The organism is Corynebacterium sp. 239_CJEI (assembly GCF_001055995.1).
GTDB lineage: Bacteria > Actinomycetota > Actinomycetes > Mycobacteriales > Mycobacteriaceae > Corynebacterium > Corynebacterium jeikeium_D.
This window is the reverse complement of the sequence record NZ_JVOW01000028.1, coordinates 42422-68654: the sequence shown is the minus strand read 5'-3', so window position 1 is coordinate 68654 and position 26233 is coordinate 42422. Positions and strand designations below refer to the sequence as shown.

Below are 26233 nucleotides of genomic sequence, written 5' to 3'. Positions count from 1 at the left end.
TTTGTGCTTAGTCGCGTGCCTGCCGACGCTTCCGAACTTCTGCCGCAAGCGTACGCAGCAGCCGGTCGGTGGTTTCCCAATCCATGCACGCATCGGTGACGGACTTGCCGTATACGAGGCCCTTACGACCATCGGTAATTTTTTGCGCGCCGGCTTCGAGGAAGGACTCCATCATGATGCCGGTGATGCGCTCGTCGCCGCCCCCGATGAGCTTGCCGAGCTCCTCAACGACCTCGGCCTGGCGCACCTCGGATTTTCCGGAATTGGCGTGGGAGGCATCCACCATGATGCTGACGGTTTGCTCGGCCTTGTTCAGGCGCGCTTCGGCGTCGTTAAGCGATTCTTCGTCCCAGTTCGGGCCGGAGGTGCCACCGCGGAGGATGATGTGGCAGTTGTGGTTGCCGGCGGTTTCGACAACGGCGGCGCGGCCTTGGTCGTTCATGCCGAAGAAGAAGTGCGGGTTTGCTGCGGAGACCAGCGAGTCCACGGCGACCTGGACGTTGCCGTCGGTGCCGTTCTTGAAGCCGATGGGCACGGAAAGTCCGGAAGCGAGCTGACGATGGACCTGCGACTCCGTGGTGCGCGCACCAATTGCACCCCAGGAGACGGCGTCGGAAATGTACTGCGGGCTGTTGGGCTCGAGGAATTCGGCGCCGGCGGGCAGGCCGGTGCGCAGGACCTCGATGAGTACCTCGCGGGCCATGTGCAGGCCCTTGTTGATTTTGAAGGAGCTATCCAGGTCGGGGTCGTTGATGAGTCCCTTCCAGCCGACGGTGGTGCGCGGCTTTTCGAAGTAGACGCGCATGACGACCAGCAGGTCCTCGTCGAGCTCATCGGCGGTGGCCTTCAGGCGGCGGGCGTAGTCGATGGCGGCCTCAGGGTCGTGAATGGAGCACGGGCCGACAACGACCAGCAGACGATCGTCTTCACGGGCGATGACGCGGGCGACGTCGAGTCGCGACTGCTCTACCTCGTTAACCAGGTTTGGGGTCAGTGGCTGTTTGGCCATGACCTCTTCTGGGGAGGGCAGGTCGTGGAAGGCTACGACGCGGCGGTTCGCGGTCGAGGCGGGGGCTTCGAGGGAAGTTGGAGGGGTCATCTGAGGTCTCTTTTCTCTGGGTGATTAGTTGCGCATTTTGGCTGTAGATACGACAAAAGGCAGCGCCCCGATTGGTTGGGGCTGCTGCCTTTGGCTCCGGTTGGTGGCGACGTGACGATTAGCCGCCGGCTGTGACTATGTCGTCACTGCCTCCGGAGCCTTCGAAAAATAAAATCGCCACATACGCATGTGCTTGACTGTAGCGCACTGCCTAGAATCCCGCAATTCGAACTCCAAATCCCGCCACATGGGAAACAATCAGGGGTGCACACATTGCCCGTCGTCAAGCGGCGCGCACATGCCTTGACGCTAACTACTCCGCTTCACGACGCTGCTCTGCTGCAGCCATCGCTTTATCCACGGCCTCGGAATCAAAGGGATCCATACCGTGCGCCTCGGCAAACTTCCGGCGGGCGGCCATGCGCTTCGCGCGCCGCGAGAGATCCCAGCCGAGAGCCAGGATGACGATGAGCAAAACGACAATGATGAGCAGGCCAATAGGAGAGGCCTTACCGAAGTCAGCACCCCGCGGACCAGTGGGGTTCTGCGCCAGGAAAATTGTCGTGCGAGCCGCCAAGGCATCGAAGCTTTCAATCATGAGTTCCAGCTTAGCGTTAATTCCGGACTATTCCGCGTCGGGGTCGATACCGGCGAAGAGATCGGTCTCTGGCAGCTCAGTCTGCACGCGAGTGCGGGCGAGCTCAAACTCTTCGGTCGGCCAAACGCGCTGCTGAATGTCTACCGGCACGGCGAAGAATGGCCCGTTCGGATCGATCTGCGTGGCGTGCGCCAGCAGCGCCTGATCCCGCTGCTGGAAGTAATCGCCGCACTCGACCTGCGTGGTCACGCGGGTCATGATGTCGCCGGGAGTCTTAGTCCAACGACGGAAGGACTCGGCCAGCGGACTTTCCAAGCCGTTGTCACGATAGTAGTTATCCAGCGCGATGAGGCGCGCCTTGATGAAACCGTGGGTGTAGTAGAGCTTGGAAATCTCCCATGGTTCACCGAGTTCGGGGTACTTATCCGTTCCGGACTCCAGCCAAGCGCGCATGGACACGATGTGGGTCATGATGTGGTCCGGGTGCGGGTAACCACCGTTTTCGTCGTAAGTAATGACAACGTGCGGGCGGAATTCCCGGATGGTCCGAATGAGAGGCTTGGTCGCATCCTCGACCGATTGGCGCGCAAACACACCGTGCGACAGCACCGGCACCGGGTTCCCCGCAGGCAGACCGGAGTCGGTAAAGCCGAGCCACTCATGTTCAACGCCGAGGATCTCAGCGGCTGCAGCCATTTCGTGAACGCGCACCGCGGCGATATTCTCCCGCACCTCCGGCCGATCCATCGCCGGGTTGAGAATGCTACCAGCCTCACCGCCGGTGCAGGTCACCACTTTGACGCGATGCCCTTCCGCCGCATATCGGGCCATCGTTGCGGCGCCCTTGCTCGATTCGTCATCAGGATGAGCGTGAATTGCCATCAGACGAAGTGTCAATTGAAGTCACTCCCGCTACTATCTCAGTCCATGTTTTCTGGCCAAGGCCGGAGCCCTTCGACCGCAACGATGCTACTCCAGCACCGTTTCAATACCGCCCCACTATAGCGCTGCACCATCATATGACCACGCAGCATCGCTACTCGGCGGAACGACATAGCAGCAGGACACCGCGCCACACCAGAAAGATTGTTTAACTGTCAACATTTTACCACGTCGACTGAGAACTCCGATAGGCTAAAAAGCATGGCTGAAAGTTCGGAGCGAAACACCCGAAATACCGCAGCGCCTAACGAGCAGCGCGAGCGCTATGGGGACAACAGTCGCACTCTCCCCGCAAAATTGGTTGTCATCGCTATTGTTGGCATGCTCGTCATCGCCGGCGCATACATCTTCGTTCAGATGAACCGCGTCTCCGCCCCGGATGTCTCTGCAACGCAAGCGGGCTGGAGCCGCACTCCAGGTAAGGAAGATGAGCAGTTCATCTTCACCCTGGACGTCACCCGCGAAAAGCCGGAGCTGGATAGCTACTGCATTATCTATGCGCTGAACTATGACGTGGCAGAGGTCGGGCGTCGCGACGTATTCATTCCGGGCGGCGGCCCCGCTACGGTGCGTATGGACGTCCCCATTGCCACCCGCGAGCTGGCCGTCGCAGGCGATGTCTACGGCTGCTCCACCGACATTCCGGAGTTCCTCGCACCTGCGAAGTAACCTCCTTTCGCAACTGAGGATTATGCGCTTCCACGGCACATCGTAAAGCGTGCGCAACAACACTCCGATGCGCCTGTTATTGCCATGTGGCGTGACAGTGCTATCCTGTGACGCAGCCGACGGCCCCACGCGGGGCCGCTTTTGTATTAAATAGCCAAAAACACAGGAGGAACCATGACTGAGGCAAAGAACAATAGCCCATGGCTCACCCAGGAGTCCTACGACAAGCTCAAGGCCGAGCTTGAGGCGCTATATGAAAACCGCCCGGTCATCGCCGCCGAGATTAACGAGCGCCGCGAAGAGGGCGACTTGAAGGAAAACGCCGGCTACGATGCCGCTCGTGAGCAGCAGGGACAGGAAGAGGCACGCATCCGCTACCTCGAAGACCTGCTCCAGCGCGCCACCGTCGGCGAGATTCCGCAGGAGTCCGGTGTGGCTCTGGTCGGCACCGTGGTCCACGTCTACTACGACGGCGACGAAGACGACACCGAGACCTTCCTCATCGGTACCCGTGGCGCTGACTCCTCCAACCCGAACCTGGAGACCTACTCCACCGATTCCCCGCTGGGCAAGGCTCTGGTCGGCGCTAAGGAGGGCGAGACCCGCACTTACGCTTCCCCGAGCGGCGACGAAGTGTCTGTCACTGTGGTCAAGGCTGAGCCGTACGACCCGGAGATGGACGCCTAAGCGCTCCCGGCGTTAGACCGCCTCAACCCAGGCGGCAACTTCGGGCCACAGTGCCCGATTCTTGGACCGATAGAAGCCCATATGGCCTATCGGTCCATTTTTTGTGCCCTCTCCCGCTTCAATAACGCGCTTTACGACGTCACACTGAACAGCCTGATCGGTCAATATGTCGACTGCCAACAACAAAGCGCCGGCCACCCGTAATAACGGGCTAACCGGCGCTTGTGCGTTAGTTAGTTTTCTAGCGTTTAGTCCCTGAAGTAGGACAGCAGACGCAGAATCTCGGTGTAGAGCCAGACCAGGGTCACAGCCAGGCCGAGGGCGACACCCCAGGCGTACTGAGCCGGAGCGCCAGCGCGGACCAGGCGGTCAGCCTGATCGAAGTCAATCAGGAAGCTGAAGGCTGCCAGGCCGATGCAGACCAGCGAGAAGATGATCGACAGCATGCCGCCGTCACGCAGCGGGAAGCCCAGGCCGAACAGGGAGAGCACCAGGTTGCCCAGCATGAGGACCAGGACACCAATCAGAGCCGCACTCATAAAACGGGTGAACTTCGGGGTCACGCGGATAGCGCCCGACTTGTAGACGAAGAGCATACCGATGAAGACACCCAGGGTGGCCAGCACTGCCTGCATAATCAGCGCACCTGCGGCAACGCCCTGAATTGGAGCGGTGAACATGAAGCTGATGCCACCGACGAAGAGCCCCTCGAAGGCCGCGTAGGTGAGGGTAACCGGCGCGGAGCCGTACTTCTTGCCGAAGGTGGACACCAAAACAGTAATCAGACCACCGATGGCGCCGACAATGGTCAGAATCATGGCCAGGCTGGTGGAGACACTGACGGCAATGAAGAAGTTGACTGCAGCCAGAACAATGATGGTTGCCAGCGTGATGCCGGTCTTGGAAACGACATCGTCGACCGTCATCGGACGGTAGTCGGCGGCAACCTGCGACTGGTACGGGTTATCCCCGTAGCCAGCGCCCATCTGACCTTGGCCGTAGTGATGTGCGCCCGCCTGTCCGCGGGCGACGGTCTTAGTAAGTGAACTGAATGCAGGATTGCTGCTTTCGCGCACGTCGTCCTTCTTTCTTTTCTCAGTTTTTCTTACGTTTTGTATTCAGGCACACGCGCGTACGTTTGCCTACACTTTCTACAACGGGCGATGTAAAGGTATTGTTCCCAACCCTGAAAAACAGTTAGTATCAAGGTAATTCCTCGCCTGCTGGCGGTGATTTTGTAATCGCGGAAACACTCACAGTCGCCAGGCGTGGGCACCACATGAGTGATTATGAAACAGGAGGTTGGTCAAGATGTCTGATGGCCTTGACTACGATCCGGATACCACTGGTGATTTCGACGAGACCACGCTCGATGGCTCGGAAGGGCTCGATGGCGACTTCCTCACCGGTGATGGCGAGAATTATGTAATGGATCCGCCGGACCGCTGGCGGGGCGCTTCTCCGCATGACACCCTCGGCAAGCGGTTGGCCGAGGAAAAGCCGGACATCGACGTCGACGACGATCTGGATGATGACCCGGAGATGCGCTACGGCGATGTCGACGGCCACGAACCGTTCGAGTTCGGCAACGATGGCCCGCGCGACCCGGACCGCAACCGTCGGATGGGCTGGACTACTTACTAAAGTTTTCTAAGTTTTTGTAGTTTTGCCAAATTTACTATCTCGGGGCGCCGCGCAACAGTAGTATCTGTGCCATGACAGCATCTACTGCTACGACAAACCGAACTACCATCCGCAATCCGCTTAACGACGAGCTCGTTGCCCGCCTTCTTCAGCGCGTCACGGTAGCTGATAAGTCGAAGACCGCCACTATCTCGGCACCATTTACCGGCCAGGAGCTGGCGCAGATTCCTGTCGGTACCCAGGCCGATGTCGACGAGGCCTTCAAGCGTGCCCGTGCCGCGCAGAAGAAGTGGGCCCGCATGGCGCCGGAAAAGCGCGGCGAAGTGCTGCACCACTTCCACGACCTGCTCTTTACCCACTGCGACCAGGTGCTGGACCTGCTGCAGGCCGAGACCGGTAAAAACCGCGCCAGTGCCCACGAGGAGCTCGTACACACCGCTATCACCGCCCGCTACTACGGCAATCAGGGCCCGAAACTGCTTGAGCCGAAGCGAGCGCACGGCGCGGTCCCGGTACTTTCCAAGACCACCGTCTACCACCACCCAAAGGGCGTCGTCGGTGTTATTGCTCCGTGGAACTACCCGCTGACCCTCGCGGTTTCCGATGCGCTGGCTGCACTGATGGCCGGTAACGCCATCGTGCTCAAGCCGGACAGCACCACTCCGTTTACCGCTCTCTTCGCTGTCGATTTGCTCTACCGCGCTGGCCTTCCGGAGGATCTCTTCCAGGTCATTCCAGGACCCGGTCGCGTTGTCGGCCAGGGCATTGTCGGCCAGTGTGACTTCCTGATGTTCACCGGCTCCTCCGAGACCGGCCGCTCGCTGGCACAGCAGTGCGGCGAACGCCTGATCAGTTTCTCCGCGGAGCTCGGCGGCAAGAACCCGCTGATTGTCGCTGAGGATGCCAACATCAACCGCGCGGTCGAGGGCGCACGCATTGGCTGCTTCACCAACTCCGGTCACCTGTGCGTGTCCATTGAGCGAATCTATGTCGTGGACTCAGTCTGGGACGAGTTCGTCCCGGCATTCACCGACCGCGTGAAGGCAATGTCCATCGGCGCTGGCTACGAGTGGGAAACCGAGATGGGCTGCCTGCAGTCTCAGGGCCAGTTCGACACCGTCAAGTCCATGGTCGACGAGGCTATCGAGGCCGGCGCCACCGTGCTGGCCGGCGGTCGTCCTCGCCCGGATCTGGGACCGCTGTTCTACGAGCCGACCGTGCTTACCGACGTCCCGGAGGGCGTCGCCCTGCTGACCGAAGAGGTATTCGGCCCGGTGGTAGTCCTCCAGCGTGTCTCGGACGTCCATGAGGCTATCGCCAAGTCCAACGATTCCCGTTATGGCCTCAACGCTTCGCTGTGGACCTCCCCGCGTCGCGCAAAGGAGCTGGCTCCACAGCTTGAGGCCGGTACCGTCAATGTCAACGATGGTTTTGCTGCGGCCTTCGCGTCTGTCGATGCCCCGATGGGTGGTTTCAAGGATTCGGGTGTGGGCCGTCGTCAAGCAGCGGGCGGCCTGCTGAAGTACACCGATGAGCAGACAGTGACCGTGCAGCGTCTTTCCCCGGTGTCGATGCCGCAGATGCCGCGTGAGCTGTACTCGAAGGTGTTCAACACGGCACTTGTCCTCGGCAAGAAGTTCAACGTCCTGCCGTAATCCGCATGTAGCGCGCACAAATAGCAAAAGGCCAGGTCAGAAAACTCTCTGACCTGGCCTTTTGGTGCCCCCAGTGGGACTCGAACCCACACTGAAAGGATTTTAAGTCCTCTGCCTCTGCCAATTGGGCTATAGGGGCCCCTAAGAAAGATTAATGGGCGATATGGGTGTCTACCAAACTCGCCACAATTCCGTCGAGGATATCCTTCTCGCTGATGTAGAAAAAGCGCTGCTCTTCCTTCGCTGCCTCGGAAAGCGGCAGCGCCTCAAACATGTCCATCAGACCGTCCACAATGATGGAACCGCCGGCGAAGACATCCGCGCGCTTCGGATGCATCACGGGATTGGCAGCGAGGGACTCCGCGTCGGTCTCAATCACGGACGCGGTCAGCGCACGCAACGCCGCAAAGCGCAGCTGCGACAGGTGGATTGCCTCCGGGTCGTAGGTTTCTAGCCCCTGTGCCAGCGCCGACAGCGTGGTGAAGGTCCCGGCGCAGCCGACGATGGTGCGAGCCTTGTCGACAGGCACCTTCGCAACAATCTCGTCGGCCAGCTCCGCAACATACGAACGCGCCTCCTGGACCTGTTCCGCCGTCGGTGGCGAGGCCTGCAGGAACCGTTCGGTCAAGCGCACACTGCCCATAGCCACGGAATCAGAACCGGCTACCGTACCATCGTGGTCACCGACAATAACCTCGGTGGAGCCACCGCCGACGTCAATGACGCAATACGGACCGAGCTCGGGCTCCAAGTCATCTACCGCCCCGCGGAAGGACAGCGCGGCTTCCTCGTCGCCGGAAATAACCTCGGCCTCTGCACCCCACGGAGCGAGAATCTCGCGGGTCATGGCGAAGAAATCGTCGCGGTTGCTTGCGTCGCGTGTCGCCGATGTCGCCACCATTCGGACTGCTTGCACTTTTTCGACCTGCATAAGCTCCGCATACTTCGTCAGAGCCTCCCGCACGCGCTCCAGCGCCTCTGGAGCCAGCATGCCAGTGGCATCCACGCCCTGGCCAAGGCGGACGATTTCCATCAGTCGGTGCAGTTCTGTGATTTCGAGAACTCCATCGACAACCTCGACCCGGCTGATAAGCAGGCGAAGCGAATTAGTGCCGCAGTCGACGGCAGCGAGGGTCGTCATTTATCCCTCCACCCCCGGATACGCAATACCGAGCTCGGCAATCGTGGGCCAATCTGCGGGAATCGCGGTGCCGCGCAGCTTCTCGTTCTCCGCCGCCAGCGCCACCGACTCAGTACCCAGTCGGAAGTGATTCGGCCCCTTGGCCAGCGCGTAGGCAATAAGAACGTGGAGGCACTTCACGCGCGTCGGCATGCCGCCACCGGAGAAGTCCGTGCCCAGGTCTTCCATCTCATTGCGCTCTGCCAGAAACGCCTCGTGCGCGCGCTGGTAATCGGCGGCGAGCTCTTCGTCGCTTTCCAGACGCGCGGTCATTTCCTTCATCACGCCAGTCGTCTCCAACCGGGAGGCCTCCGCGGTGAGTCGCGGATCAGTTAGGTAAAAGAGCGTGGGAAACGGAGTGCCATCGTCCAAGCGCGACTTCGTCTTGACCACACCAGGAGTGCCGTCGGGGCTGCGGTAAGAGATGTCCACTACACCGCGCGGTTCACGTCCGAGCTGCTCCGCTATCACTTCCAAATCTGCGGTATCCACAGACATCGGTCACACTCCTTTTGCTTCCGTTTTACTGACACATAATCTCACAGTCGCCTTACAAGCGCGTTGCTTCGCTTTACGACGGCACACTCCGCCGCGCATGCAACCTCACCGAGAGGCCCCAGGTAGCCCTACGGAGGTTTAGGACTCCGGTACCGTCGGCAAGCTCTCTGGCCTCGTTGCCTGATCGCGCCCCGGATTAGGGCGAGTCTCTTCGGGTTCGGGCGGGATGGAAATGGAATCCCACAGCGTCTCGTACCACTTCTTGGCCTGGTGCTGCGGAATTTCCTCCGGCTGCGTCACAGGCTGTTCGCCCACGGCCGGATCGAGGATACGGAATGGGGTCTCCCCCGGCTCTACCAGCCCCAGGCGCAGACGTGCCTGCTCCTTAACATAGGCGGGGTTGGAGTACAGCTCCTTTTCATCCTCTAACTGCTTAATTCGCTGTTCCATGCGAGCAATATTGTCCTGCGTTGCGGCTACATCCGCCTGCTGTTGTGCAAAAGTCCGCAGCGGAATTGCGAGAACAGATACTAAGAAAAGCACCAGCAGACCAATACCGATCTTCTGTGCCGTGCTCAGCGAGCGCATTCCCGATGCGATTGCCGCTGCCGAACGCTGCCCCGCCCCTGCAGGGCGCGACTGTGTTCCGCGGCGAGATCGGTCCGATGCACTCATGCCCCACACTCTACCCGACCGCCAGCCGATGAAATAACAAAAACCCGCCCACAACCACGTGCGTGGTGCGGACGGGCAGTGCTAGACGCAGCTTTCGCAGCGCCTCAGCTCTTTACTTGAAACGCGGGAATGCGCTGCGACCAGCGTAGACAGCAGCGTCACCCAGGTACTCCTCGATGCGCAGCAGCTGGTTGTACTTAGCAACGCGCTCGGAGCGAGCCGGAGCACCGGTCTTGATCTGGCCACAGTTCAGGCCGACAGCCAGGTCAGCGATGGTGGTGTCCTCAGTCTCACCGGAGCGGTGGGACATCATGGACTTGTAGCCGGCGTTGTGAGCCATTGCGACGGCCTCGAAGGTCTCGGACAGGGTACCAATCTGGTTGACCTTGACCAGCAGAGCGTTAGCGGCCTTCTTCTCAATGCCCTCTGCCAGACGCTTCGGGTTGGTGACGAAGAAGTCGTCGCCGACGATCTGGACCTTGTCACCAAGCTGAGCAGTCAGGGTGGTGTAGCCCTCCCAGTCATCCTCCTGCAGCGGATCCTCGATGGAGACGATGGCGTAGTTCTCAACCAGGTCAGCGTAGACAGCTGCCATCTCCTCAGCGGTGTGCTCGCCGCCCTCGAAGTGGTACTTGCCGTCCTTGAAGAACTCGGAAGAAGCGACGTCGAGAGCCAGAGCGACATCGTCGCCCAACTTGTAGCCTGCGGCCTCAATTGCCTCAACAATCAGGTCCAGTGCAGCCTTGGTGGAGTCAACCGACGGAGCGAAGCCGCCCTCATCACCGAGGCCAGTGGACAGGCCCTTGTCCTTAATGACCTTCTTGAGTGCGTGGTAGACCTCAGCACCGACGCGCAGTGCTTCCTTGAAGGTCGGGGCGCCAATCGGAGCAATCATGAACTCCTGGACGTCAACGCCGGAGTCAGCGTGTGCGCCACCGTTGAGGATGTTCATCATCGGAACCGGCAGAACGTGACCGTTCGGGCCGCCGACGTAGCGGAACAGATCCAGGCCAGCGGACTCAGCAGCAGCCTTGGCAACAGCCATGGAAACACCCAGGATTGCGTTAGCACCCAGGCGGGACTTGTTGTCGGTGCCGTCCAGCTCAATCATGGTCTTGTCAACCAGACGCTGGTCCTCAGCCTCGAGGCCAATAATTGCGTCCTCAATCTCCTCGAGCACAGCGCGGACAGCCTTCTCGACACCCTTGCCCAGGTAACGGTCTCCGCCATCGCGGAGCTCGTGTGCCTCATGAACGCCGGTGGAGGCACCGGACGGAACCGCAGCGCGGCCCACAGCGCCGTCTTCCAACAGCACCTCAACCTCAACGGTCGGGTTACCACGGGAGTCCAGAATTTCGCGTGCGTTCAACTCGATGATTGCAGCCATAGGTCACCTTTCCGCCGGAACCGTTCCGGCACATGACTCCAATTGTGGCACGGTTTGCCAACCTTCGCCTTAAATCCTTTTCACCCTATGCGGGCTGATTCAGCGCATAGTTCGCCGCAGCGTCCCGAACATCGCGAAGATACTGCTCAGACTGGTTATATGAGCGAATTGCAGATGCCCACCCTTCCGGGGTGGCGAGGTCGCGTTCCCCACTGCAGAGCATCCGTGCGGTGGTCGCAGTTGCGTCGTCGATGTTGTTGGGGTCGGCGACACCATCACCAGACGCATCCATCGCAAAACGATGCCAGGTCTCGGGAATAAACTGCATCGGCCCCACAGCGCGGTCATACTCTGTGTCACCGTCGAGTTCGCCGTTGTCAGTATCGAGAACCTCAGCAAACCCACTCGTGCCGTCCAGCGGCGGACCGATAATCGTCGGACTGACTACCCCATCGGCGCCGATATGAGCCGGCTTGAGCCAATTGCCCGAGTACGTGCCGTGATTAGTCTCCACTTTGCCCAGTCCTGCAAGCGTGTTCCACTCCAGGTGGCAGTTCGGGAACTGTTCTGCCGCAATCACATATGCGTTGCCGTAGGCGCGGAGAGCGTCCTCAGAAATACCCGTCTTCGGGGAAATCTGCTGCGCCCACTGTCGGAGCTGTTCCGAGGTGCGCCCGGGCGCGTTGACATCAATCATCGGCGGTGGCTCAGCCGCAGCAGGCGGCACATTATCCGGAATCGGCTTCTTGGTCAACGACGGGATTACGGGTCCAGTGAACATAGCCAACGCCCCAACCGTGCCAATGATGATCAGCACCGCCAGGGAGGTTAGACCGAGGCAGCCACAGCCTCTCGAGGACTTCTTTTTCCCCTTACTGCGGCCACGCGGCTTCGCCCCGCGGGGTGCGGGGTGCGCGTATTCATCAAAGGGAGAATTAGAAGGCATGGGGAATTACTCTACGGGGTAGACCGTAAAAATCACTCAAACTCGAGGACAGAAATCACTTTTGCTGGAAACTAGCTGTCGCTTTCCGACGGGCCGAAGTCCTCAGCCTCTTCGTTATCTTCGCTGCCCGCTGCCCACTGCTCAGCACTGCCGGCCTGCTGATTCTCCATCTGGGCCAGCTCAGTCAGGAATGTGCGTGAAGCCTGTCGGGTCCGTTCTTCCGCACCGGACTCAGTCTCCAGCCCCGGGGTCGGGACCAGAATCTCCACTGGAATGTCTGCATCGGACAGTCCCAGTGCACGTGCGCGGCGGATGGCTTCCTCAGCCAAAGTCAGAGCTGGCAGCTGTGTGGCCGGGTTCGAGCGCGGACGTCCGCGGCCGTAAGCCCACAGTCGCTCCTGTTCTTCCTCCGACACCATCTCTCCCTCGGCCACAGTGCCGTCGAAGAGGTACGGCTGACGAGCGCGCATCTTCAAAATAAAGTCGGTCGCCACATCGTCGAAGTCGAAGTCCTCCGCGATTTCAGCGTGGAAGAGGATCTGCAGCAGCAGATCCGACAGCTCGCTACGAATGTCACCGCCCTCGTTGACTGCGTCGACAAACTCGTAGGCCTCTTCAATGAGATACGGCAGCAGGCTCTTGTGCGTCTGGCGAGCTTCCCACTGCCCCGTGCGCCGTGCTGCCGCCATGATGTCCACGGCCTCGACGACGTGGGGCAGACGAGCTGCGGCAAGCTGTTCCTGCGGAGTCAGCGGTTCTGCAACAGGCTCTGCCCCTGGCTCTGCAACCGGTTCTGGCTCAGGTTCTTTCACCGAGTCCTGCTGGGGAGCCGCCGCAACCTGAGCTGCCGGAGCTGCTGGGTCCGGCGCATCATCCAGCTCGACCGAGTAGACCTTCTCGCCCGCATCGAGGCGATCGAGTACCTCGTCGTTTTCCATATCGGTGGTGACCAGAATCTCCGCTTGGGACACCGAGTGCCCACCGGCGTCGGCGATTGCCCAGCGCACACGGATCGGGACTTCTTCGGTGTAGCTGACTTCACCGGTCAGCAGGCTAGCGGCTTCCAGCGGAATCGCTGTTGGAAAGCGGCTATCGAGCTTGATGATAGTCATACGGTTTCTAGTCCTTTCCCATGTGCGAGATATCCATACGTGGAATTCCCGCCATCGATGTCAAGAAGTCTGCTACCCACTGCACCAATGCAATGTCGCGGACAGGTTTTGCCCGCAACCCTCGCCCTTCCTTCGGCATTCCGACGGAAACCGTGCGCGTTGCCGCACGATAGGTCGCCTGTGGATACAGGCGCTTGAGACGCACCTGCTTGGAGTCAGCAAGCTCCATAGGGGTTATTCTAATGTGCGCACCCATGGCTTGAACTTCATGCACGCCGAATTCCCGGCAAATAATTCGAAGTCGTGAAATAACCGCCAATCTCTCCACCTCAATGGGTGGGGTTCCGTAACGGTCAACGAGCTCTTCGAGCACTACGTCGATATCGTCCAGCGCACTGGCAGCAGCAAATTTGCGGTACGCCTCTAGACGTAGGCGTTCCGACGACACATATTCGGCCGGAATATTCGCATCGACCGGCAAATCGATCCGAACTTCCTTCGGTTCGTTATCGGAAGCATCCGGAGTTTCACCATCGGCCACTGCCTTCAGTGCGGCCACGGCCTCGCCAACCAGTCGGACGTACATGTCGAAGCCGACGCCGGCAATGTGACCGGACTGCTCCGCACCGAGGATATTTCCGGCGCCACGCATTTCCAGGTCCTTCATGGCCACAGCCATGCCGGCACCCAAGTCATTGTTCTGCGCGATCGTGGACAGACGGTCGTAGGAAGTCTCCGTCAGCGTCTGATTTTCCGGGTAGAGGAAGTAGGCATAGGCGCGCTCGCGGGAACGGCCCACACGACCACGCAGCTGGTGCAGCTGGGAAAGACCCATATGGTGGGCGTTTTCCACAATCAACGTATTGGCGTTGGCAATATCCAGGCCGGTCTCCACGATGGTGGTACACACCAGCACGTCGTACTCGCGCTGCCAGAAGCCATCGACCGTGCGCTCCAGCTGCTCCTCCCCCATCTGACCGTGGGCCACTACCACGCGGGCCTCGGGCACCAAATTGCGGATAGTCTGGGCGACTTTGTCAATGGTTTCCACCTTATTATGCAGGTAGAACACCTGGCCGTCGCGAAGCAGCTCTCGCCTGATAGCTGCGGCGACCTGCTTGTCGGACTGCGCGCCGACGTATGTCAGCACCGGGTGACGATCCTGCGGCGGGGTGAGAATCTGGCTCATCTCGCGGATGCCAGCAATCGACATTTCGAGCGTGCGCGGAATTGGCGTTGCGGACATGGTGAGTACGTCGACGTGGTGCCGTAGCGCCTTGATGTGTTCCTTGTGTTCGACGCCGAAACGCTGCTCCTCGTCAACGATGACCAGGCCGAGTTCTTTCCACTGCACGCCGGTCTGCAGGAGACGATGCGTGCCGATAACAATGTCGACCGTCCCGTTCTTCAACCCTTCGAGGACCTCCTTGGAGTCCTTCGGCGAGGTGAAGCGGGACAGTCCACGGATGGTGACCGGGAAGCCCTCCATACGTTGGGTGAAAGTGGTCAAGTGCTGCTGCGCCAGAAGTGTGGTCGGCACCAACACTGCCACCTGACGGCCATCTTGAACAGCCTTGAAGGCAGCACGCAGTGCCACCTCGGTCTTGCCGTAGCCGACATCGCCGATGAGCACGCGATCCATCGGCACCGGCTTTTCCATGTCGGACTTAATTTCGTCGATGGCCTGCAGTTGATCTTCGGTCTCGGTGAAGGGGAAGTTATCCTCCATCTCCTGCTGCCATGGCGTATCCGGCGCGAACGCGTGGCCCGGCGCGGCTTGGCGCTCGGCGTAGAGCTTGACCAGCTCTTCCGCAATCTCGCGGACAGCGCCACGGGCCTTGCGCTTGGTGGACTTCCAGTCCGACCCGCCCATCTTCGACAGGGTGGGCTTTTCGCCGCCGACATAGCGCGACAGCAAATCCAGGCTCTCCATCGGCACGTAGAGCTGGTCCGAGGGACCTCCGCGCTTGCTCGGTGCGTACTCGAGCACCACGTACTCGCGGCGTGCCTGATCCTCGCCCGTGCCGATGGTGCGCTCAGTGAGCTTCACAAACCGACCAATGCCATGCGTGTCGTGCACGACATAGTCACCGGCCTTCAGCGCCAGCGGATCCACGCGACCACGGCGCTTCGCCGGCTTGCGGCGCCCACCAAGCGCACCTTCCGCGATGCGGTTACCTGTGATGTCCTGCTCGGTAATCAGAGTCAGCGCGCCACCGGGAATACGCGGGAATACCAGACCACCGTGCAAAACACCCTGGTAGACGGTAATTCTTCCGGACTCGGGATACTCCGGACCTGCCGCCATGCGCGTCGCAATTCCGGCTTCCCTAAACTTTTCCGCTTGCCGACGCGCCCCCGCGGGCGTCGCCGCCACGTACGCCACTCGCTCCCCCGCGACCGTGGCATCGCGCAGCTGCTTCATCAGGTGACCAATTTCCTTTAAGTCTCCGCGTGGCGCGGGCCCAGGCTCGAAGGTCAGTGGCAGCACATCATCTTCGGTGACTCCCGCCTCCAGCATGCCGGGCGGGGAAATATGCCACGAAGTGGGCATCGGGATAGAGGCCAAGCTGCGGTACGCGCTGGGCTCCAGCCCATCCGTGGCGATTGGCGCCGAGCCACCCATCGCAGCAGTTTCCCACGCTGCGGCCATAAACTCCTCGCCTGCACTGATAAGGTCCTGTGCGCGGGAGCGAATGCGCTCCGGCCCGCACATGAGCACATGCGTTTTCTCCGGCATGACCTCGGTGAGCATCTTCATCGGATGCTGACTAATCAGTGGGATCAGCGATTCCATGCCCTCCACCCACTGGCCATCGCCGATGCGGGTGAGCATTTCTTGGACCTGGCCAGAGCGCGTGGTGGCGAGTTTCTCCGCGGCGGCCTTCACGTCGTCGTCGATAAGCAGTGCACGACACGGGAAGATATCCAGCTGGTCGACCTCTACCTCAGAGATCGTGCGCTGGTCAGCGACGGAAAAGGCGCGCAGGTCGGTGACCTCGTCACCCCAGAGCTCGATACGTACCGGCAGCTCTTCGGTCGCAGGGAAAACATCGACGATGCCGCCACGCACGGCAAATTGGCCACGCCTGCCGACCATGTCCACATGCGAATAGCCGTGATGCACCAACCGCTCAACTAGGTTCTCGCAGTCCTGGTCCAGCTGAACGTGAATGGGGGCACTGGTTTCAGCCTCGAGGTCGTCCACAATCGGCTGCACCAACGAGCGCACCGCCGCAATCAGAACGTCGACTTTGCCCCGGCGAACGTCGTAAAGCGCCTTACGACGCTGCGCCACAGTATCCACGGCCGGCGAAAGCTTCTCATGCGGGAGCGTCTCCCACGAGGGGAACATAGCTACACGGTCGCCGATCATCGACTTGACCTCGGCGGTCAGGTCCTCCGCCTCGCGGCCGGTAGCCGTGACGACCAGCACCGGCACCTTCGTAGACATGGCGTAAATAAGGTGCGAACGCACCGCGTCCGCACCCGTGAGCGCCAGCTCGTCTTCGCCGATGCGCCCGAGCACGCCGACAAATTGAGGATCCGTGACAACGAGGCTTTCCAGCCCCGACAGCGGGTTCGGCAGAATGCTGGGTGTGGCTTTCGCCGAGGAGGACGCAGAAGTTGGCATAGCCCCAATATAACCATGCACCCCGGATCCACCCTGCGTGCTGGTTAGCCGTTCTCCGCCACCTGCATCGGGTCTGCTGCAGCACCTGCCCCGAACTTCGCGCCCTCAGCGGCCGCTGGCACATCAGCGGAACCATGCAGAGTCGGAGAACCCTCCATGCCGGCCAGCCCGTTCCAGCACAGGTTTACGATGTGCGCCGCCACTGTCTCCTTATCCGGACTGCGCTTCTCCATCCACCAGCGAGCGGTCTGCGAAACCATACCGACCATGCAGTTTCCGTAGAGCACCGACATGGCCGGGTCGAAGCCGGCGCGTTTGAAAGCCTCGGCGAGGATAGGCGTAACCGACTCAGTGGCATTATTCAGCAGCGTCTCATAGCCACCCGCCACGCCGGGGTCGCGAGAAATAATCGAGAATCCCTCCGGGTTTTCCTCCACATAAGTCAGCAGTGCCAACACCGCCTGTTCGATGCGGTAACGCGAGCGTCCCAGGGACAACGCTTCCCTAATCGTGGCCTCCAGGGTCTTCATCTCCTGGTCGACGACTGCCTGGTAGAGCCGCTCTTTGGTGCCGAAATGCTCGTAGACAACCGGCTTTGAGACCCCGGCTGCGGCAGCGATCTCCTCCATTGAGGCGGCATCAAGCCCCTTGGCGGCAAAGATTCCACGGCTGACTTCTGTCAGCTGAGCTTTGCGCTGTGGACCGGTCATACGTCGTCTCGGAGAATTGGAGGCCATGCTTTTAGATTAGTGGCTAAAGTCTTGCTATCGTATATCGCAGGCGCAAGCGAGTTGGCTGAGTCGAATCAGCCATGCAATTTTTCGCGTTTGCCCCATTCTCCCATGGTGTAATGGCAACACTCCGGTTTTTGGTACCGGCATTCTAGGTTCGAGTCCTGGTGGGAGAGCAAGCGGGGGGCCGGCCCCTTAATTAAGAAGTGACTTTTCGCCCCGCCGTGACCGTGATGCACCCTGACCGAGGAGTAGCAAGTTTCATGTCGAACGGTTCGGCCACCGCTGTGGTCATTCTCGCCGCGGGTCAAGGCACCCGAATGAAATCCGATACGCCGAAAATGCTGCACGCTATCGGCGGTCGTACCATGTTGGAGCACGCGCTCTATGCCGCCAAGGGCATTAATCCGGATGAGATTGCTGTTGTCGTTGGCCACCAGCGCGAAAAGGTAATCGACGCCATCGGGACTTGGGCTTCGGATACCGAGCACTCCAACGGTGTCGTCATTGCCCACCAGGACGAGCAAAACGGTACCGGCCACGCTGTTCAGTGCGCGCTGGAGCACCCCGAGCTGCAGAACTTCGATGGCACCATTCTGGTGACCACTTCCGATGTTCCGCTGCTGGATTCCGAAGCGCTCCAGGCACTGCTCGAAGAGCACAACCGCAAGCCACGCGCTGCCGTGACTGTGCTGACCTCCACTGCTGACAACCCGCACGGCTACGGCCGCATCGTTCGCAACGCCGACGGCGAAGTTCTGCGCATCGTGGAGGAAAAGGACGCCTCCGACGAGGAACGCGAGATCACCGAGGTCAACTCCGGTGTCTACGCATTTGATGCCGAGACCCTGGCAAACGCTCTCAAGCAGCTGGACACCAACAATGCCCAGGGCGAGCTCTACCTCACCGATGTCATCGGCATCGCCCGTGAGGCCGACCGCTCAGTACGCGGTCACCGCCTCGCCGACGCCACCGTCGTCGCCGGTGTCAATGACCGCGTCCAGCTGGCTACCCTTGGCCGTGAGCTCAACCGTCGCACCTGCGAGGCAGCTATGCGCGGGGGCGCCACTATCGTCGATCCGGACACCACGTGGATTGACGTTGAGGTGGAAATCGGCCGCGACGTCACGATTCTGCCGGGCACGCAGCTGCACGGCAAGACCGTGATTGGCGACGGGGCCACCGTGGGACCGGACACGACGCTGACCAACATGGTCGTCGGCAAGCGCGCCAGCGTCGTACGTACACACGGTTCCGATTCGGAGATCGGCGAGGATGCGACGGTCGGACCGTTCACCTACATTCGCCCGAACACCAAACTCGGTGTCGGCGCGAAGCTCGGCGGCTTCGTAGAAGCGAAGAACGCGCAGATTGGAAACGGTTCGAAGGTTCCGCACCTGACCTACGTCGGCGATGCGGAGATTGGCGAGCACTCCAACATTGGTGCCTCCAGCGTGTTCGTGAACTACGACGGCGTCAACAAGCACCGCACCGTTATCGGCTCGCATGTTCGCACCGGCTCCGACACCATGTTCATCGCTCCGGTGACCGTGGGTGATGGTGCGTACTCAGGTGCAGGTACTGTTATTAAGGACGACGTTCCTCCGGGAGCATTGGCGGTCAGTGGTGGCCGTCAGCGCAACATCGAGGGATGGGTCGAGCGGAAGCGTCCAGGTACCGCTGCTGCTGAGGCAGCGCAGGCGGCGCAGGTAGCTGACAACGCTGACAACAACAAGGAAGACCAGGAAGGCTAGACGGCAGATGACCGGCCAGTGGATCGATAACCAAAAGAACCTCATGCTCTTCTCCGGAAGGGCACACCCGGAATTGGGCGAGGCAGTTGCCAAGGAGCTCGGCACAGAGCTGACTCCGATGACCGCTCGTGATTTTGCCAACGGCGAAATCTTCGTGCGCTACGAGGAATCCGTCCGCGGTTCCGATGCCTTCGTACTGCAGGCGCACCCGGCACCGCTGAACAAGTGGCTCATCGAGCAGCTGATTATGATTGACGCGCTCAAGCGCGGTTCAGCCAAGCGCATCACCGCTATCCTGCCGTTCTTCCCATATGCCCGCCAGGACAAGAAGCACCGTGGCCGTGAGCCGATTTCCGCTCGCCTGGTCGCTGACCTGCTCAAGACCGCAGGCGCTGACCGCATCGTCTCCGTGGACCTCCACACCGACCAGATTCAGGGCTTCTTCGACGGCCCGGTCGATCACATGCACGCCATGCCGATTCTGTCGGAGTACATCAAGAAGAACTACTCCCTGGACAACCTGGTCGTGGTCTCCCCTGACGCCGGCCGTGTGAAGGTTTCCGAGAAGTGGGCCAACACCCTGGGCGACGCCCCGCTGGCCTTCATTCACAAGACCCGTTCCGTCGATGTCGCAAACCAGGTTGTCGCCAACCGCGTGGTCGGCGAGGTCTCCGGTAAGACCTGTCTGCTCATCGACGACATGATTGACACCGGCGGCACCATCGCCGGCGCTGTCAAGGTGCTGCGTGAGGCTGGCGCTGAGGATGTCATCATCGCTACCACGCACGGCGTCTTCTCCGACCCAGCTCGCGAGCGCCTGTCGAAGTGCGGTGCCCGCGAGGTCATCACCACCGATACCTTGCCGCAGTCCACCGAGGGCTGGGACAACCTGACCGTCCTGCCAATCGCACCACTGCTGGCTAAGACGATCCACGAGATCTTCGAAAACGGTTCCGTCACCACCCTCTTCGAGGGTCAGGCATAAGTTCTTTCCGCTTGCCGACGGGCATCCCGCCGCGACCAGCAACCTAGTTTTGCTGGTGGTGGCGGGGTTTGCTGTTTGACCTGTTAGTCCACTACAATTTCTCCGGTAAGTCTCGGCGAGGGCGGCCACAGTAGGTGGTTGCCGTTATCGACGCGACGCTCGCAGCCCAACTTTTGCGCCCACGGTGGCATGGATGCGGCACGTGCTCGACTCGACGACTCAATATCGAATCGTTTAGGAGTCCATTTTCATGGCAAAGCCCAACATCATCAAGATTGATGCTCGTAACCGCACCGAGTTCGGCAAGGGTGCCGCTCGCCGTGCCCGCGTTGCTGGCGACATCCCGGTTGTCATCTACGGCGCTGACCTGGATGCCCCGAAGCACATCCTCGTTGACACTCTGGATTTCCACGCTGTCATCCGTAACCACGGTGTCAACGCTGTTCTGGACGTCAACATCGAGGGTGAGTCCCAGCTGTCCATGGTCAAGGCTGTTGACCAGAACCCGCTGACCCTCGACATCGACCACGCTGACCTGCTCGCCATTCACCGTGACGAGAAGGTTGAGGTTGAGGTTCCGGTCGTTCCGACTGGCGAGCTCGCTCCGGGCGCCCTGCTCATGCAGGATGCCGAGACCATTCTGGTCAACGCACCGGTTCTGGCTATTCCGGAAGAGATCGAGGTCTCCGTCGAGGGTGCAGAGGTCGGCACCATGGTTCACGCCGGCGACGTTACCCTGCCGGAGGGCCTGGTCCTCACCGACGACGCTGACCTGCTCATCTTCAACATTGTCGAGCCGGAGGAAGAGCCGGCTGGTGACGTCGATGCCGATATCGAGGGCATGGGCGAGGCTGAGACCCCGGATGAGCCAGCTGAGGAAGAGGCTGCTGAGTAGTTAACCTCTCGCATGCTTAGCTAACACAGCTGCGTAAGAAAGGGACGGACTTTTGTCCGTCCCTTTCTTTTTTCTGAAACTCCCCGAAGTCAGAAGTCCGCGCGCTGTGTGCCAAGATTGAACTCATGAACGCCTCCACCACACCTCTGCTTGTCGTGGGGCTCGGCAACCCTGGGCCCAAATATGAACTCACCCGCCATAACGTCGGGCATCTGGTGCTAGATGAACTAGCCAGCCGCACTTCTCCGATGCCGTCGTCGTTTAGCGTGCACAAGAAGTCGAATGCTGAGATAGTCCAGACTCGGTTCAAGACTTCCGACGGTGGCGAGCGGCAGGTGATTCTGGCTAAGCCCCGGACGTACATGAACCTGTCGGGTGGACCGGTCGCGGCGCTGACAAAGTTCTTCAACGTCGCACCTACCGACGTCGTGGTAGTCCACGATGAGCTGGACCTGGACCCGGGCGTGGTGCGCCTCAAGCGCGGCGGGGGCGAGAATGGCCACAATGGCCTGCGCTCGACCACGAAGTCGTTGGGCACGAAGGACTACATGCGGGTACGTATTGGCATTGGCCGTCCTCCGGGCCGCCAAGATCCGGCGGACTACGTGCTGCGTAATTTCAATGCTAAGGAACGCGAGGAGCTCGCTTTCACTCTGCCCACTGCTGCGGAGGCGGTGGAGCTAATCGCCAGCCACGGGCTGGAGATTGCGCAGAACCAGATTCACGGGCGGTAGCAGTAGCGGGAAGGGGGCTATTTTCACGTTCCCGGGAGCTTCAGTCTTTACAGCTCGTCGGTGTTCGTGCTGCTCGGCGTTTTCGTCGGCGTTTTCGCTCTGTCCACCGAGCGCCTGGCGGTGGGATTCGGGAAGCTGCGGCAGGGCGCCCGTGAGGGCATCGACCAGGTGATGAGGATCAGGCGCCCGAGGAGCTCCCCGTCCGGCACGCCCACGACTCGGCGTAGCGGCCGCCCTTCGCCAGCAATTCATCGTGCGTGCCCCGCTCTGCGACCGTCCCGTCCTCCGAAAGCACGACGATGAGGTCGGCATCGCGAACGGTGTGCAGGCGATGGGCGACGACAATCACGGTGCGATCGCCGCGCAACGCCTCCATCGTGCCGACGATCGCCCGCTCAGTGGCCGCATCCAGCGAGGACGTCGGCTCGTCGAGAAGCACCACCGGGGAATCCTTCAGAAGCGCCCGGGCGATGGCGAGGCGCTGCCGCTCGCCTCCCGACAGCAGCGTCCCCTCCTCCCCCACCGGGGTATCCCACCCGGAAGGCAGCAGCTCCACGATGCGGTCCACCCCGGAACGCCGGGCGGCCTCGCGCAAGCGATCCCCGTCACCGGGCTCGGAACCGAATCCGGGATCGGCGAAGACCACGTTGTCCCGCACGGACGAGTCGAAAAGGAACGTCTCTTGGAACACCGGGGTCACCAGCGAGTTCACGCCGTCGGTGCCAATCCGAGGCAAGGGTACCCCGCCGATGAGGACCTCCCCCGAGTCCGGATCATGAAAACGCGACAGCAGCCGCATGACCGTCGTCTTGCCCGCCCCCGACGGTCCCACTACGGCAACCAGCGCTCCCTGAGGTGCACGGAAGCTGACGCCGTCGAGAACCTTCTTATCCCCGTACCCGAAGCTCACGTCGCGGAACTCCACGTCATGCCCGTCGGGCAGCTCCGGTGCGGCAGGTTCGGGAAGGGCGGGGATTGCCCGCAGGTCACGCAACGCAGCCAACGTGTTGCGGCCCGCACCGAAACCGCCGGACAACGCTCCCGCCGTGGTGATCGGTCCGGTGAACTGGACGACCACGATGAGCATCGGCGCCAAATGCGCCGGCGCCATCCCGCCCGTCGCGGCGACTGCCACGGCGACTATCACCGCCGCCGTGAACACCGCATGGACGACCGAACCCAGTCGTCCGATGGCCGCCCCCTGCGTCGACGTCGCCTTCGCGAACGCATCGTGTTGGGCCCGGATTGCCTCATCCACCATCGCGTCCGCCGCCGAACCGTCGCCCGCGGCGCGAATCGCCTGCTGGCAGCGGGTGAACTCGATCAGCCTGCCGGAGACGGCAGCGACGGCGTCAGCATGCGCTTCGTCCGACTCCCCGCCGACCCGACCAATGGCCCGGTAGGCGAAGAAGATCACCGGCGCCGACGCGACGAGAACCAAACCGACGCGCCAATCCACCGCCAGAATTCCGAAGGCGATGACGGTCGGCGCAACCGCCGCGGCGATGACAGGCCGCAGGATCACGTGCGGCACGGACGCCGCGAACGCGATACCCGACGATGCCATCTCCGAAAAGCGGCCGGCCGTGGACTTGGTGACGTACCCGAGTGGCAACGTCAGCACGCGTTCGCCCAGGGAACGCAGCAGGGACGACAGCACCGCTGCGGAATTCGCCCTGCCGACCGTCCCCGCGGCGAGAGACAGCACCGCATGGGCGGCCGCGAGGCCGGCGATGACGCCGGTGAAACGCCACGCCGTCGCATCATCTCCCTCGGCCAGAGCCGACAGCAGCGGCAGCAGCGCGACGAACGCCGCTCCGTGAGCCAGCGCGGCAAGCGCGGCCAACGCAATGAGCCACGCCAGCGTCATTCTCGAGCGCCGATCCGTCATCGACCACAAGTCCCGAATCATCGGTTCCCCGCCTTTTCATCGTCTAATTCAGTGCCCCGCGGGGCGGATGGTTCGTCGTCGAGCGCGAACGCGCGCCACAAATCCCGGTAGCGGCCACCGCGCGCAAGCAACTCGTCGTGGGTACCCGCCTCCGCGACCGCTCCCCCGTCGAGAACGAGGATGCGGTCGGCGTTGCGGATCGTGCTCAACCTGTGCGCGATCACAATCACCGTCCGTGAACGGGCCAAACGCTCGATTGCGGACTGGATGAGGGCCTCGGAAGCCGGATCCGCGTAAGCGGTTGCCTCGTCGAAGATGAGCACCGGCGCGTCCGTGACGATCGACCTCGCGATGGCCACGCGCTGCGCCTCACCACCGGAAAAGGTCACGTCGACGTTGACCACCGAATCCAGGCCCTTCGGCAGCGCCGCGATGACCGCATCGAGGTTCGCGAGCTTCGCGGCCGCCATGATTTCGCCGTCGGTGGCGTCTCTCCTGGCCAGCCGGATGTTCTCCCGCAACGGCAGCGTGAGCAACTGCGGATCTTGGAACACCACCGACACCGAGCGGTGCACGTCACGCACGGCGATGTCGCGAAGATCGGCGCCGCCCAGCAGCACCGAGCCTTCAACGGGGTCGTAGAAACGCGCCAACAGCCGGGCGACGGTGGACTTTCCGGAACCGGAGGACCCCACCAGCGCAGTGAGGGTCCCCGGTTCGAACGTCGCGGACATCCCGTCGAGGACCCGCGGCCCATCGCCGTAGGAGAAGACCAGGTTCCGGGCCTCGAGCGCGCCTCCGCGCGCGGGCACCGGATCGGCGGGCTCGACGATCGGCGGCGTGCCCAGCACCTCCGCGATGGACTTCAGGGCAGCGATCCCCGCGATGATGGGTTCGGAGTTCATGGCCACCCGCACGATCGCCGCGGAGAGTCCAAGGCCGAGAACCAGCCCGGCGACGAGCCCCTCCGGTAGGCCGCCCGCGGCGTCCCTCAGAGCGAGGCCGGCCCCGCACACCACTGCGAGGACTGTGATCGGGGACGTCACCACGTCGATGACCCCGAGATAGATGTTCGACTGCCGGGACCAGGCAGACCACGCACGGACGAACGACAGCGCCGCGGCATCGTAGCGACCCGCGCCCTGGTTGGCGCGTCCGAAGGACTTCATCACTGAGATACCTCGCACCAACTCGATGACCGCGGCCGTCACTCCTTCGGAGGCTCGCTCGTAGTCGCGCTGAAGACCGGCTCCGCGCGAAATCATCACGCCCATCAGGGCGAAGGTGACCAGCACCGGGACGACCGCCACCGCCGCAATCCGCCAATCCACCGCAACGAGCGCGATGAGGGAAAGCATGGGAACCAGCACCGCCACCACGGTCTCACCGACGGTGTGGCCCATGAGCTGGTGGATAGCCGCGACGTCCTTCTCAACCGACCCGATGATTCCCGACGAGCGCCGGGCGTCCAGCCAGCCCAGCGGCAACTTCCGGATTTGGGCGACCAGCCGGCGCCGAAGGTGGAGCTGCAGGTCGTTATCCGCCCGGTGCGAGAGCATGCCGGCGGCGCCGTCCGCGGCCATGCGCACCGTTGCGGCGACGACGATGATAGCCACGGCCAACCACGTCCGATGCTCCGGGGCCTCCGGGTACGTCATCGCGATGTCGATGATGCCGACCAGAGAAGCGACGGTAGCCACCGACGACAGGACGGATAACGCGACCACCGCACGCATCCGTGTCCGGATCGGGGCGAGCAGTGACCACGGGCCTACAGTCCCGTCCACGGCGCTCACTTGCCCGCCTCCCCGATTGCGCTTTTCTTCGTGAGAGTACAGAAGTACACCATGCCGGCGTGTGAGGCTCCGCCCAGCTTCAGCCCGTTGGCTTCGGCGAGGTCCTCGAGCTCGCTGTCCCGGAACACCCGGTGGCCCATCTTCGCCATGATGGCCATGTCGACCCGCTCGTTCACGTCGGGATCCTCGGCGAACGTCTGCACGTAAGCGATGCCGTCGTCGGCGAGCAGCCCGGCGACCCTGCCGAGCGCGGCACCCGCATCCTTCATTTGGTGGAGCGCGCCGCACACCCAGATTTCATCGGCCCCGCCGGTCTCTCCCGCGAGCGGCGCGAGGACGTCGGCGACGTGGAATTCCGTCCGGGCCCCGAGCCCTTCGACGGCGGCGCGTTCGCGGGCGATGCGGATCGCATTGGGCGACAGGTCGTAGCCGACGATGTTCGCCCTGCGATAGCGAGGCTCGGCGGCGAGCATGCGGGAGAGCCACCCGGTTCCGCAACCGAGGTCGAGAACCCGGGCCGGCGCATCCGGCCCGGGATCCAGCGCACGGAGCTGCCGATACACGGCGGCGGCGTCCATCGGTTCACGCGCATAGCGGCTGAGGAACCTCGGCTGGACCTTGTCCTCGTAGGCCACGAGGAGTCTGCGGTTGTTCTGGACGATCTGGGCAATCGACTTCATCTGGTTCTGCCTCCGGGTGTGTGGGCCGCGTCCACGCGGCG

The 26233-nt window shown here is 61.8% G+C and carries 23 protein-coding genes and 2 tRNA genes; 9 read left to right on the top strand and 16 right to left on the bottom strand.

Annotation, left to right across the window (positions count from 1 at the left end):
• Positions 1–7 precede the first annotated feature (7 nt).
• From ADB08_RS07800 to mca, 3 genes are all read right to left on the bottom strand, one after another.
• Positions 8–1099 carry a 3-deoxy-7-phosphoheptulonate synthase gene (locus tag ADB08_RS07800; RefSeq protein ID WP_049172260.1) on the bottom strand — a complete coding sequence of 364 codons (1092 nt, stop codon included), beginning with the start codon at positions 1097–1099 and terminating at the stop codon, positions 8–10.
• A 313-nt stretch (positions 1100–1412) separates the two neighbouring features.
• A complete protein-coding gene (locus ADB08_RS07795; protein WP_048733974.1) occupies positions 1413–1697 on the bottom strand; it encodes a hypothetical protein in 285 nt (94 codons plus the stop codon).
• 27 nt (positions 1698–1724) lie between these two features.
• The gene (mca, locus tag ADB08_RS07790; protein ID WP_049172258.1) at positions 1725–2579 is read right to left on the bottom strand and encodes a mycothiol conjugate amidase Mca; all 855 of its coding nucleotides are present in this window, start codon (positions 2577–2579) and stop codon (positions 1725–1727) included.
• A 261-nt stretch (positions 2580–2840) separates the two neighbouring features.
• Between mca and ADB08_RS07785 the strand changes: the two genes are divergently transcribed.
• The gene (locus tag ADB08_RS07785) at positions 2841–3308 is read left to right on the top strand and encodes a DUF4307 domain-containing protein (RefSeq protein WP_038626188.1); all 468 of its coding nucleotides are present in this window, start codon (positions 2841–2843) and stop codon (positions 3306–3308) included.
• Between the two features lie 174 nt (positions 3309–3482).
• On the top strand, positions 3483–3995 hold the full coding sequence (gene greA, locus ADB08_RS07780; protein ID WP_048733968.1) for a transcription elongation factor GreA: 513 nt from the start codon (positions 3483–3485) through the stop codon (positions 3993–3995).
• Between the two features lie 248 nt (positions 3996–4243).
• On the opposite strand, the gene ADB08_RS07770 is transcribed toward greA, so the two are convergent.
• Positions 4244–5071 carry a Bax inhibitor-1/YccA family protein gene (locus ADB08_RS07770; protein ID WP_048733966.1) on the bottom strand — a complete coding sequence of 276 codons (828 nt, stop codon included), beginning with the start codon at positions 5069–5071 and terminating at the stop codon, positions 4244–4246.
• A 235-nt stretch (positions 5072–5306) separates the two neighbouring features.
• Here ADB08_RS07770 and ADB08_RS07765 point away from each other — a divergent pair, with 235 nt between their 5' ends.
• On the top strand, positions 5307–5639 hold the full coding sequence (locus tag ADB08_RS07765) for a hypothetical protein (protein WP_048733964.1): 333 nt from the start codon (positions 5307–5309) through the stop codon (positions 5637–5639).
• A gap of 71 nt (positions 5640–5710) precedes the next feature.
• Positions 5711–7294: a succinic semialdehyde dehydrogenase gene (locus ADB08_RS07760; RefSeq protein WP_049172253.1), complete on the top strand. Its 1584-nt coding sequence runs from the start codon at positions 5711–5713 to the stop codon at positions 7292–7294.
• A gap of 62 nt (positions 7295–7356) precedes the next feature.
• Here the strand turns inward: ADB08_RS07760 and ADB08_RS07755 are convergent.
• The 9 genes from ADB08_RS07755 to ADB08_RS07715 form a co-directional block, all read right to left on the bottom strand.
• Positions 7357–7433: transfer RNA gene (locus ADB08_RS07755), tRNA-Leu, on the bottom strand.
• Positions 7434–7445: 12 nt separating this feature from the next.
• Positions 7446–8435: a Ppx/GppA phosphatase family protein gene (locus tag ADB08_RS07750; RefSeq protein WP_049172251.1), complete on the bottom strand. Its 990-nt coding sequence runs from the start codon at positions 8433–8435 to the stop codon at positions 7446–7448.
• Positions 8436–8972, bottom strand: coding sequence for a DUF501 domain-containing protein (locus ADB08_RS07745; RefSeq protein ID WP_049172249.1), 537 nt, complete (start codon positions 8970–8972; stop codon positions 8436–8438). It lies immediately after the preceding gene.
• 138 nt (positions 8973–9110) lie between these two features.
• Positions 9111–9647, bottom strand: a complete 537-nt coding sequence (locus tag ADB08_RS07740) for an FtsB family cell division protein (RefSeq protein WP_048733957.1) — start codon at positions 9645–9647, stop codon at positions 9111–9113.
• Positions 9648–9759: 112 nt separating this feature from the next.
• Positions 9760–11034, bottom strand: a complete 1275-nt coding sequence (gene eno / locus ADB08_RS07735) for a phosphopyruvate hydratase (protein WP_048733955.1) — start codon at positions 11032–11034, stop codon at positions 9760–9762.
• 85 nt (positions 11035–11119) lie between these two features.
• On the bottom strand, positions 11120–11980 hold the full coding sequence (locus ADB08_RS07730) for a lytic transglycosylase domain-containing protein (protein WP_049172246.1): 861 nt from the start codon (positions 11978–11980) through the stop codon (positions 11120–11122).
• 71 nt (positions 11981–12051) lie between these two features.
• Positions 12052–13092: a MazG nucleotide pyrophosphohydrolase domain-containing protein gene (locus ADB08_RS07725; RefSeq protein WP_049172244.1), complete on the bottom strand. Its 1041-nt coding sequence runs from the start codon at positions 13090–13092 to the stop codon at positions 12052–12054.
• A gap of 7 nt (positions 13093–13099) precedes the next feature.
• Positions 13100–16726 (bottom strand): transcription-repair coupling factor, encoded by a 3627-nt coding sequence (gene mfd, locus ADB08_RS07720; protein WP_049172242.1) that lies wholly within the window; start codon positions 16724–16726, stop codon positions 13100–13102.
• A gap of 44 nt (positions 16727–16770) precedes the next feature.
• Entirely contained in the window at positions 16771–17463 is a 693-nt protein-coding gene (locus ADB08_RS07715) for a TetR/AcrR family transcriptional regulator (protein ID WP_141744756.1), read from the bottom strand.
• Between the two features lie 99 nt (positions 17464–17562).
• Here ADB08_RS07715 and ADB08_RS07710 point away from each other — a divergent pair.
• The 5 genes from ADB08_RS07710 to pth all read left to right on the top strand — a co-directional run bounded on the left by ADB08_RS07710 (position 17563) and on the right by pth (position 21825).
• Positions 17563–17633 (top strand) — tRNA-Gln (locus ADB08_RS07710).
• Positions 17634–17720: 87 nt separating this feature from the next.
• Positions 17721–19211: a bifunctional UDP-N-acetylglucosamine diphosphorylase/glucosamine-1-phosphate N-acetyltransferase GlmU gene (gene glmU, locus ADB08_RS07705; protein WP_049172238.1), complete on the top strand. Its 1491-nt coding sequence runs from the start codon at positions 17721–17723 to the stop codon at positions 19209–19211.
• Between the two features lie 7 nt (positions 19212–19218).
• Positions 19219–20196 (top strand): ribose-phosphate diphosphokinase, encoded by a 978-nt coding sequence (locus ADB08_RS07700; RefSeq protein ID WP_016423206.1) that lies wholly within the window; start codon positions 19219–19221, stop codon positions 20194–20196.
• Between the two features lie 250 nt (positions 20197–20446).
• Complete coding sequence (locus ADB08_RS07695) at positions 20447–21091, top strand: 50S ribosomal protein L25/general stress protein Ctc (protein ID WP_049172236.1); 645 nt, start codon at positions 20447–20449, stop codon at positions 21089–21091.
• A gap of 125 nt (positions 21092–21216) precedes the next feature.
• Positions 21217–21825: an aminoacyl-tRNA hydrolase gene (gene pth / locus ADB08_RS07690; RefSeq protein ID WP_049172234.1), complete on the top strand. Its 609-nt coding sequence runs from the start codon at positions 21217–21219 to the stop codon at positions 21823–21825.
• Positions 21826–22003: 178 nt separating this feature from the next.
• Here the strand turns inward: pth and ADB08_RS07685 are convergent, their stop codons facing one another.
• From ADB08_RS07685 to ADB08_RS07675, 3 genes are read right to left on the bottom strand one after another with little or no spacing between them, the layout of a single operon-like run.
• Entirely contained in the window at positions 22004–23737 is a 1734-nt protein-coding gene (locus tag ADB08_RS07685) for an ABC transporter ATP-binding protein (protein ID WP_049172232.1), read from the bottom strand.
• Entirely contained in the window at positions 23734–25512 is a 1779-nt protein-coding gene (locus ADB08_RS07680) for an ABC transporter ATP-binding protein (protein WP_049172230.1), read from the bottom strand. The genes ADB08_RS07685 and ADB08_RS07680 overlap by 4 nt, the downstream gene beginning before the upstream one ends.
• On the bottom strand, positions 25509–26192 hold the full coding sequence (locus ADB08_RS07675) for an SAM-dependent methyltransferase (protein WP_049172229.1): 684 nt from the start codon (positions 26190–26192) through the stop codon (positions 25509–25511). The genes ADB08_RS07680 and ADB08_RS07675 overlap by 4 nt, the downstream gene beginning before the upstream one ends.
• Between the last annotated feature and the right edge of the window lie 41 nt (positions 26193–26233).

Coding starts and splice junctions, on each gene's coding strand:
- ADB08_RS07800 (WP_049172260.1), bottom strand. CDS start 1,099: ATGACCCCTCCAACTTCCCTCGAAGCCCCCGCCTCGACCGCGAACCGC.
- ADB08_RS07795 (WP_048733974.1), bottom strand. CDS start 1,697: ATGATTGAAAGCTTCGATGCCTTGGCGGCTCGCACGACAATTTTCCTG.
- mca (WP_049172258.1), bottom strand. CDS start 2,579: ATGGCAATTCACGCTCATCCTGATGACGAATCGAGCAAGGGCGCCGCA.
- ADB08_RS07785 (WP_038626188.1), top strand. CDS start 2,841: ATGGCTGAAAGTTCGGAGCGAAACACCCGAAATACCGCAGCGCCTAAC.
- greA (WP_048733968.1), top strand. CDS start 3,483: ATGACTGAGGCAAAGAACAATAGCCCATGGCTCACCCAGGAGTCCTAC.
- ADB08_RS07765 (WP_048733964.1), top strand. CDS start 5,307: ATGTCTGATGGCCTTGACTACGATCCGGATACCACTGGTGATTTCGAC.
- ADB08_RS07760 (WP_049172253.1), top strand. CDS start 5,711: ATGACAGCATCTACTGCTACGACAAACCGAACTACCATCCGCAATCCG.
- ADB08_RS07750 (WP_049172251.1), bottom strand. CDS start 8,435: ATGACGACCCTCGCTGCCGTCGACTGCGGCACTAATTCGCTTCGCCTG.
- ADB08_RS07745 (WP_049172249.1), bottom strand. CDS start 8,972: ATGTCTGTGGATACCGCAGATTTGGAAGTGATAGCGGAGCAGCTCGGA.
- ADB08_RS07740 (WP_048733957.1), bottom strand. CDS start 9,647: ATGAGTGCATCGGACCGATCTCGCCGCGGAACACAGTCGCGCCCTGCA.
- eno (WP_048733955.1), bottom strand. CDS start 11,034: ATGGCTGCAATCATCGAGTTGAACGCACGCGAAATTCTGGACTCCCGT.
- ADB08_RS07730 (WP_049172246.1), bottom strand. CDS start 11,980: ATGCCTTCTAATTCTCCCTTTGATGAATACGCGCACCCCGCACCCCGC.
- ADB08_RS07725 (WP_049172244.1), bottom strand. CDS start 13,092: ATGACTATCATCAAGCTCGATAGCCGCTTTCCAACAGCGATTCCGCTG.
- mfd (WP_049172242.1), bottom strand. CDS start 16,726: ATGCCAACTTCTGCGTCCTCCTCGGCGAAAGCCACACCCAGCATTCTG.
- ADB08_RS07715 (WP_141744756.1), bottom strand. CDS start 17,463: ATGGCCTCCAATTCTCCGAGACGACGTATGACCGGTCCACAGCGCAAA.
- glmU (WP_049172238.1), top strand. CDS start 17,721: ATGTCGAACGGTTCGGCCACCGCTGTGGTCATTCTCGCCGCGGGTCAA.
- ADB08_RS07700 (WP_016423206.1), top strand. CDS start 19,219: ATGACCGGCCAGTGGATCGATAACCAAAAGAACCTCATGCTCTTCTCC.
- ADB08_RS07695 (WP_049172236.1), top strand. CDS start 20,447: ATGGCAAAGCCCAACATCATCAAGATTGATGCTCGTAACCGCACCGAG.
- pth (WP_049172234.1), top strand. CDS start 21,217: ATGAACGCCTCCACCACACCTCTGCTTGTCGTGGGGCTCGGCAACCCT.
- ADB08_RS07685 (WP_049172232.1), bottom strand. CDS start 23,737: ATGATTCGGGACTTGTGGTCGATGACGGATCGGCGCTCGAGAATGACG.
- ADB08_RS07675 (WP_049172229.1), bottom strand. CDS start 26,192: ATGAAGTCGATTGCCCAGATCGTCCAGAACAACCGCAGACTCCTCGTG.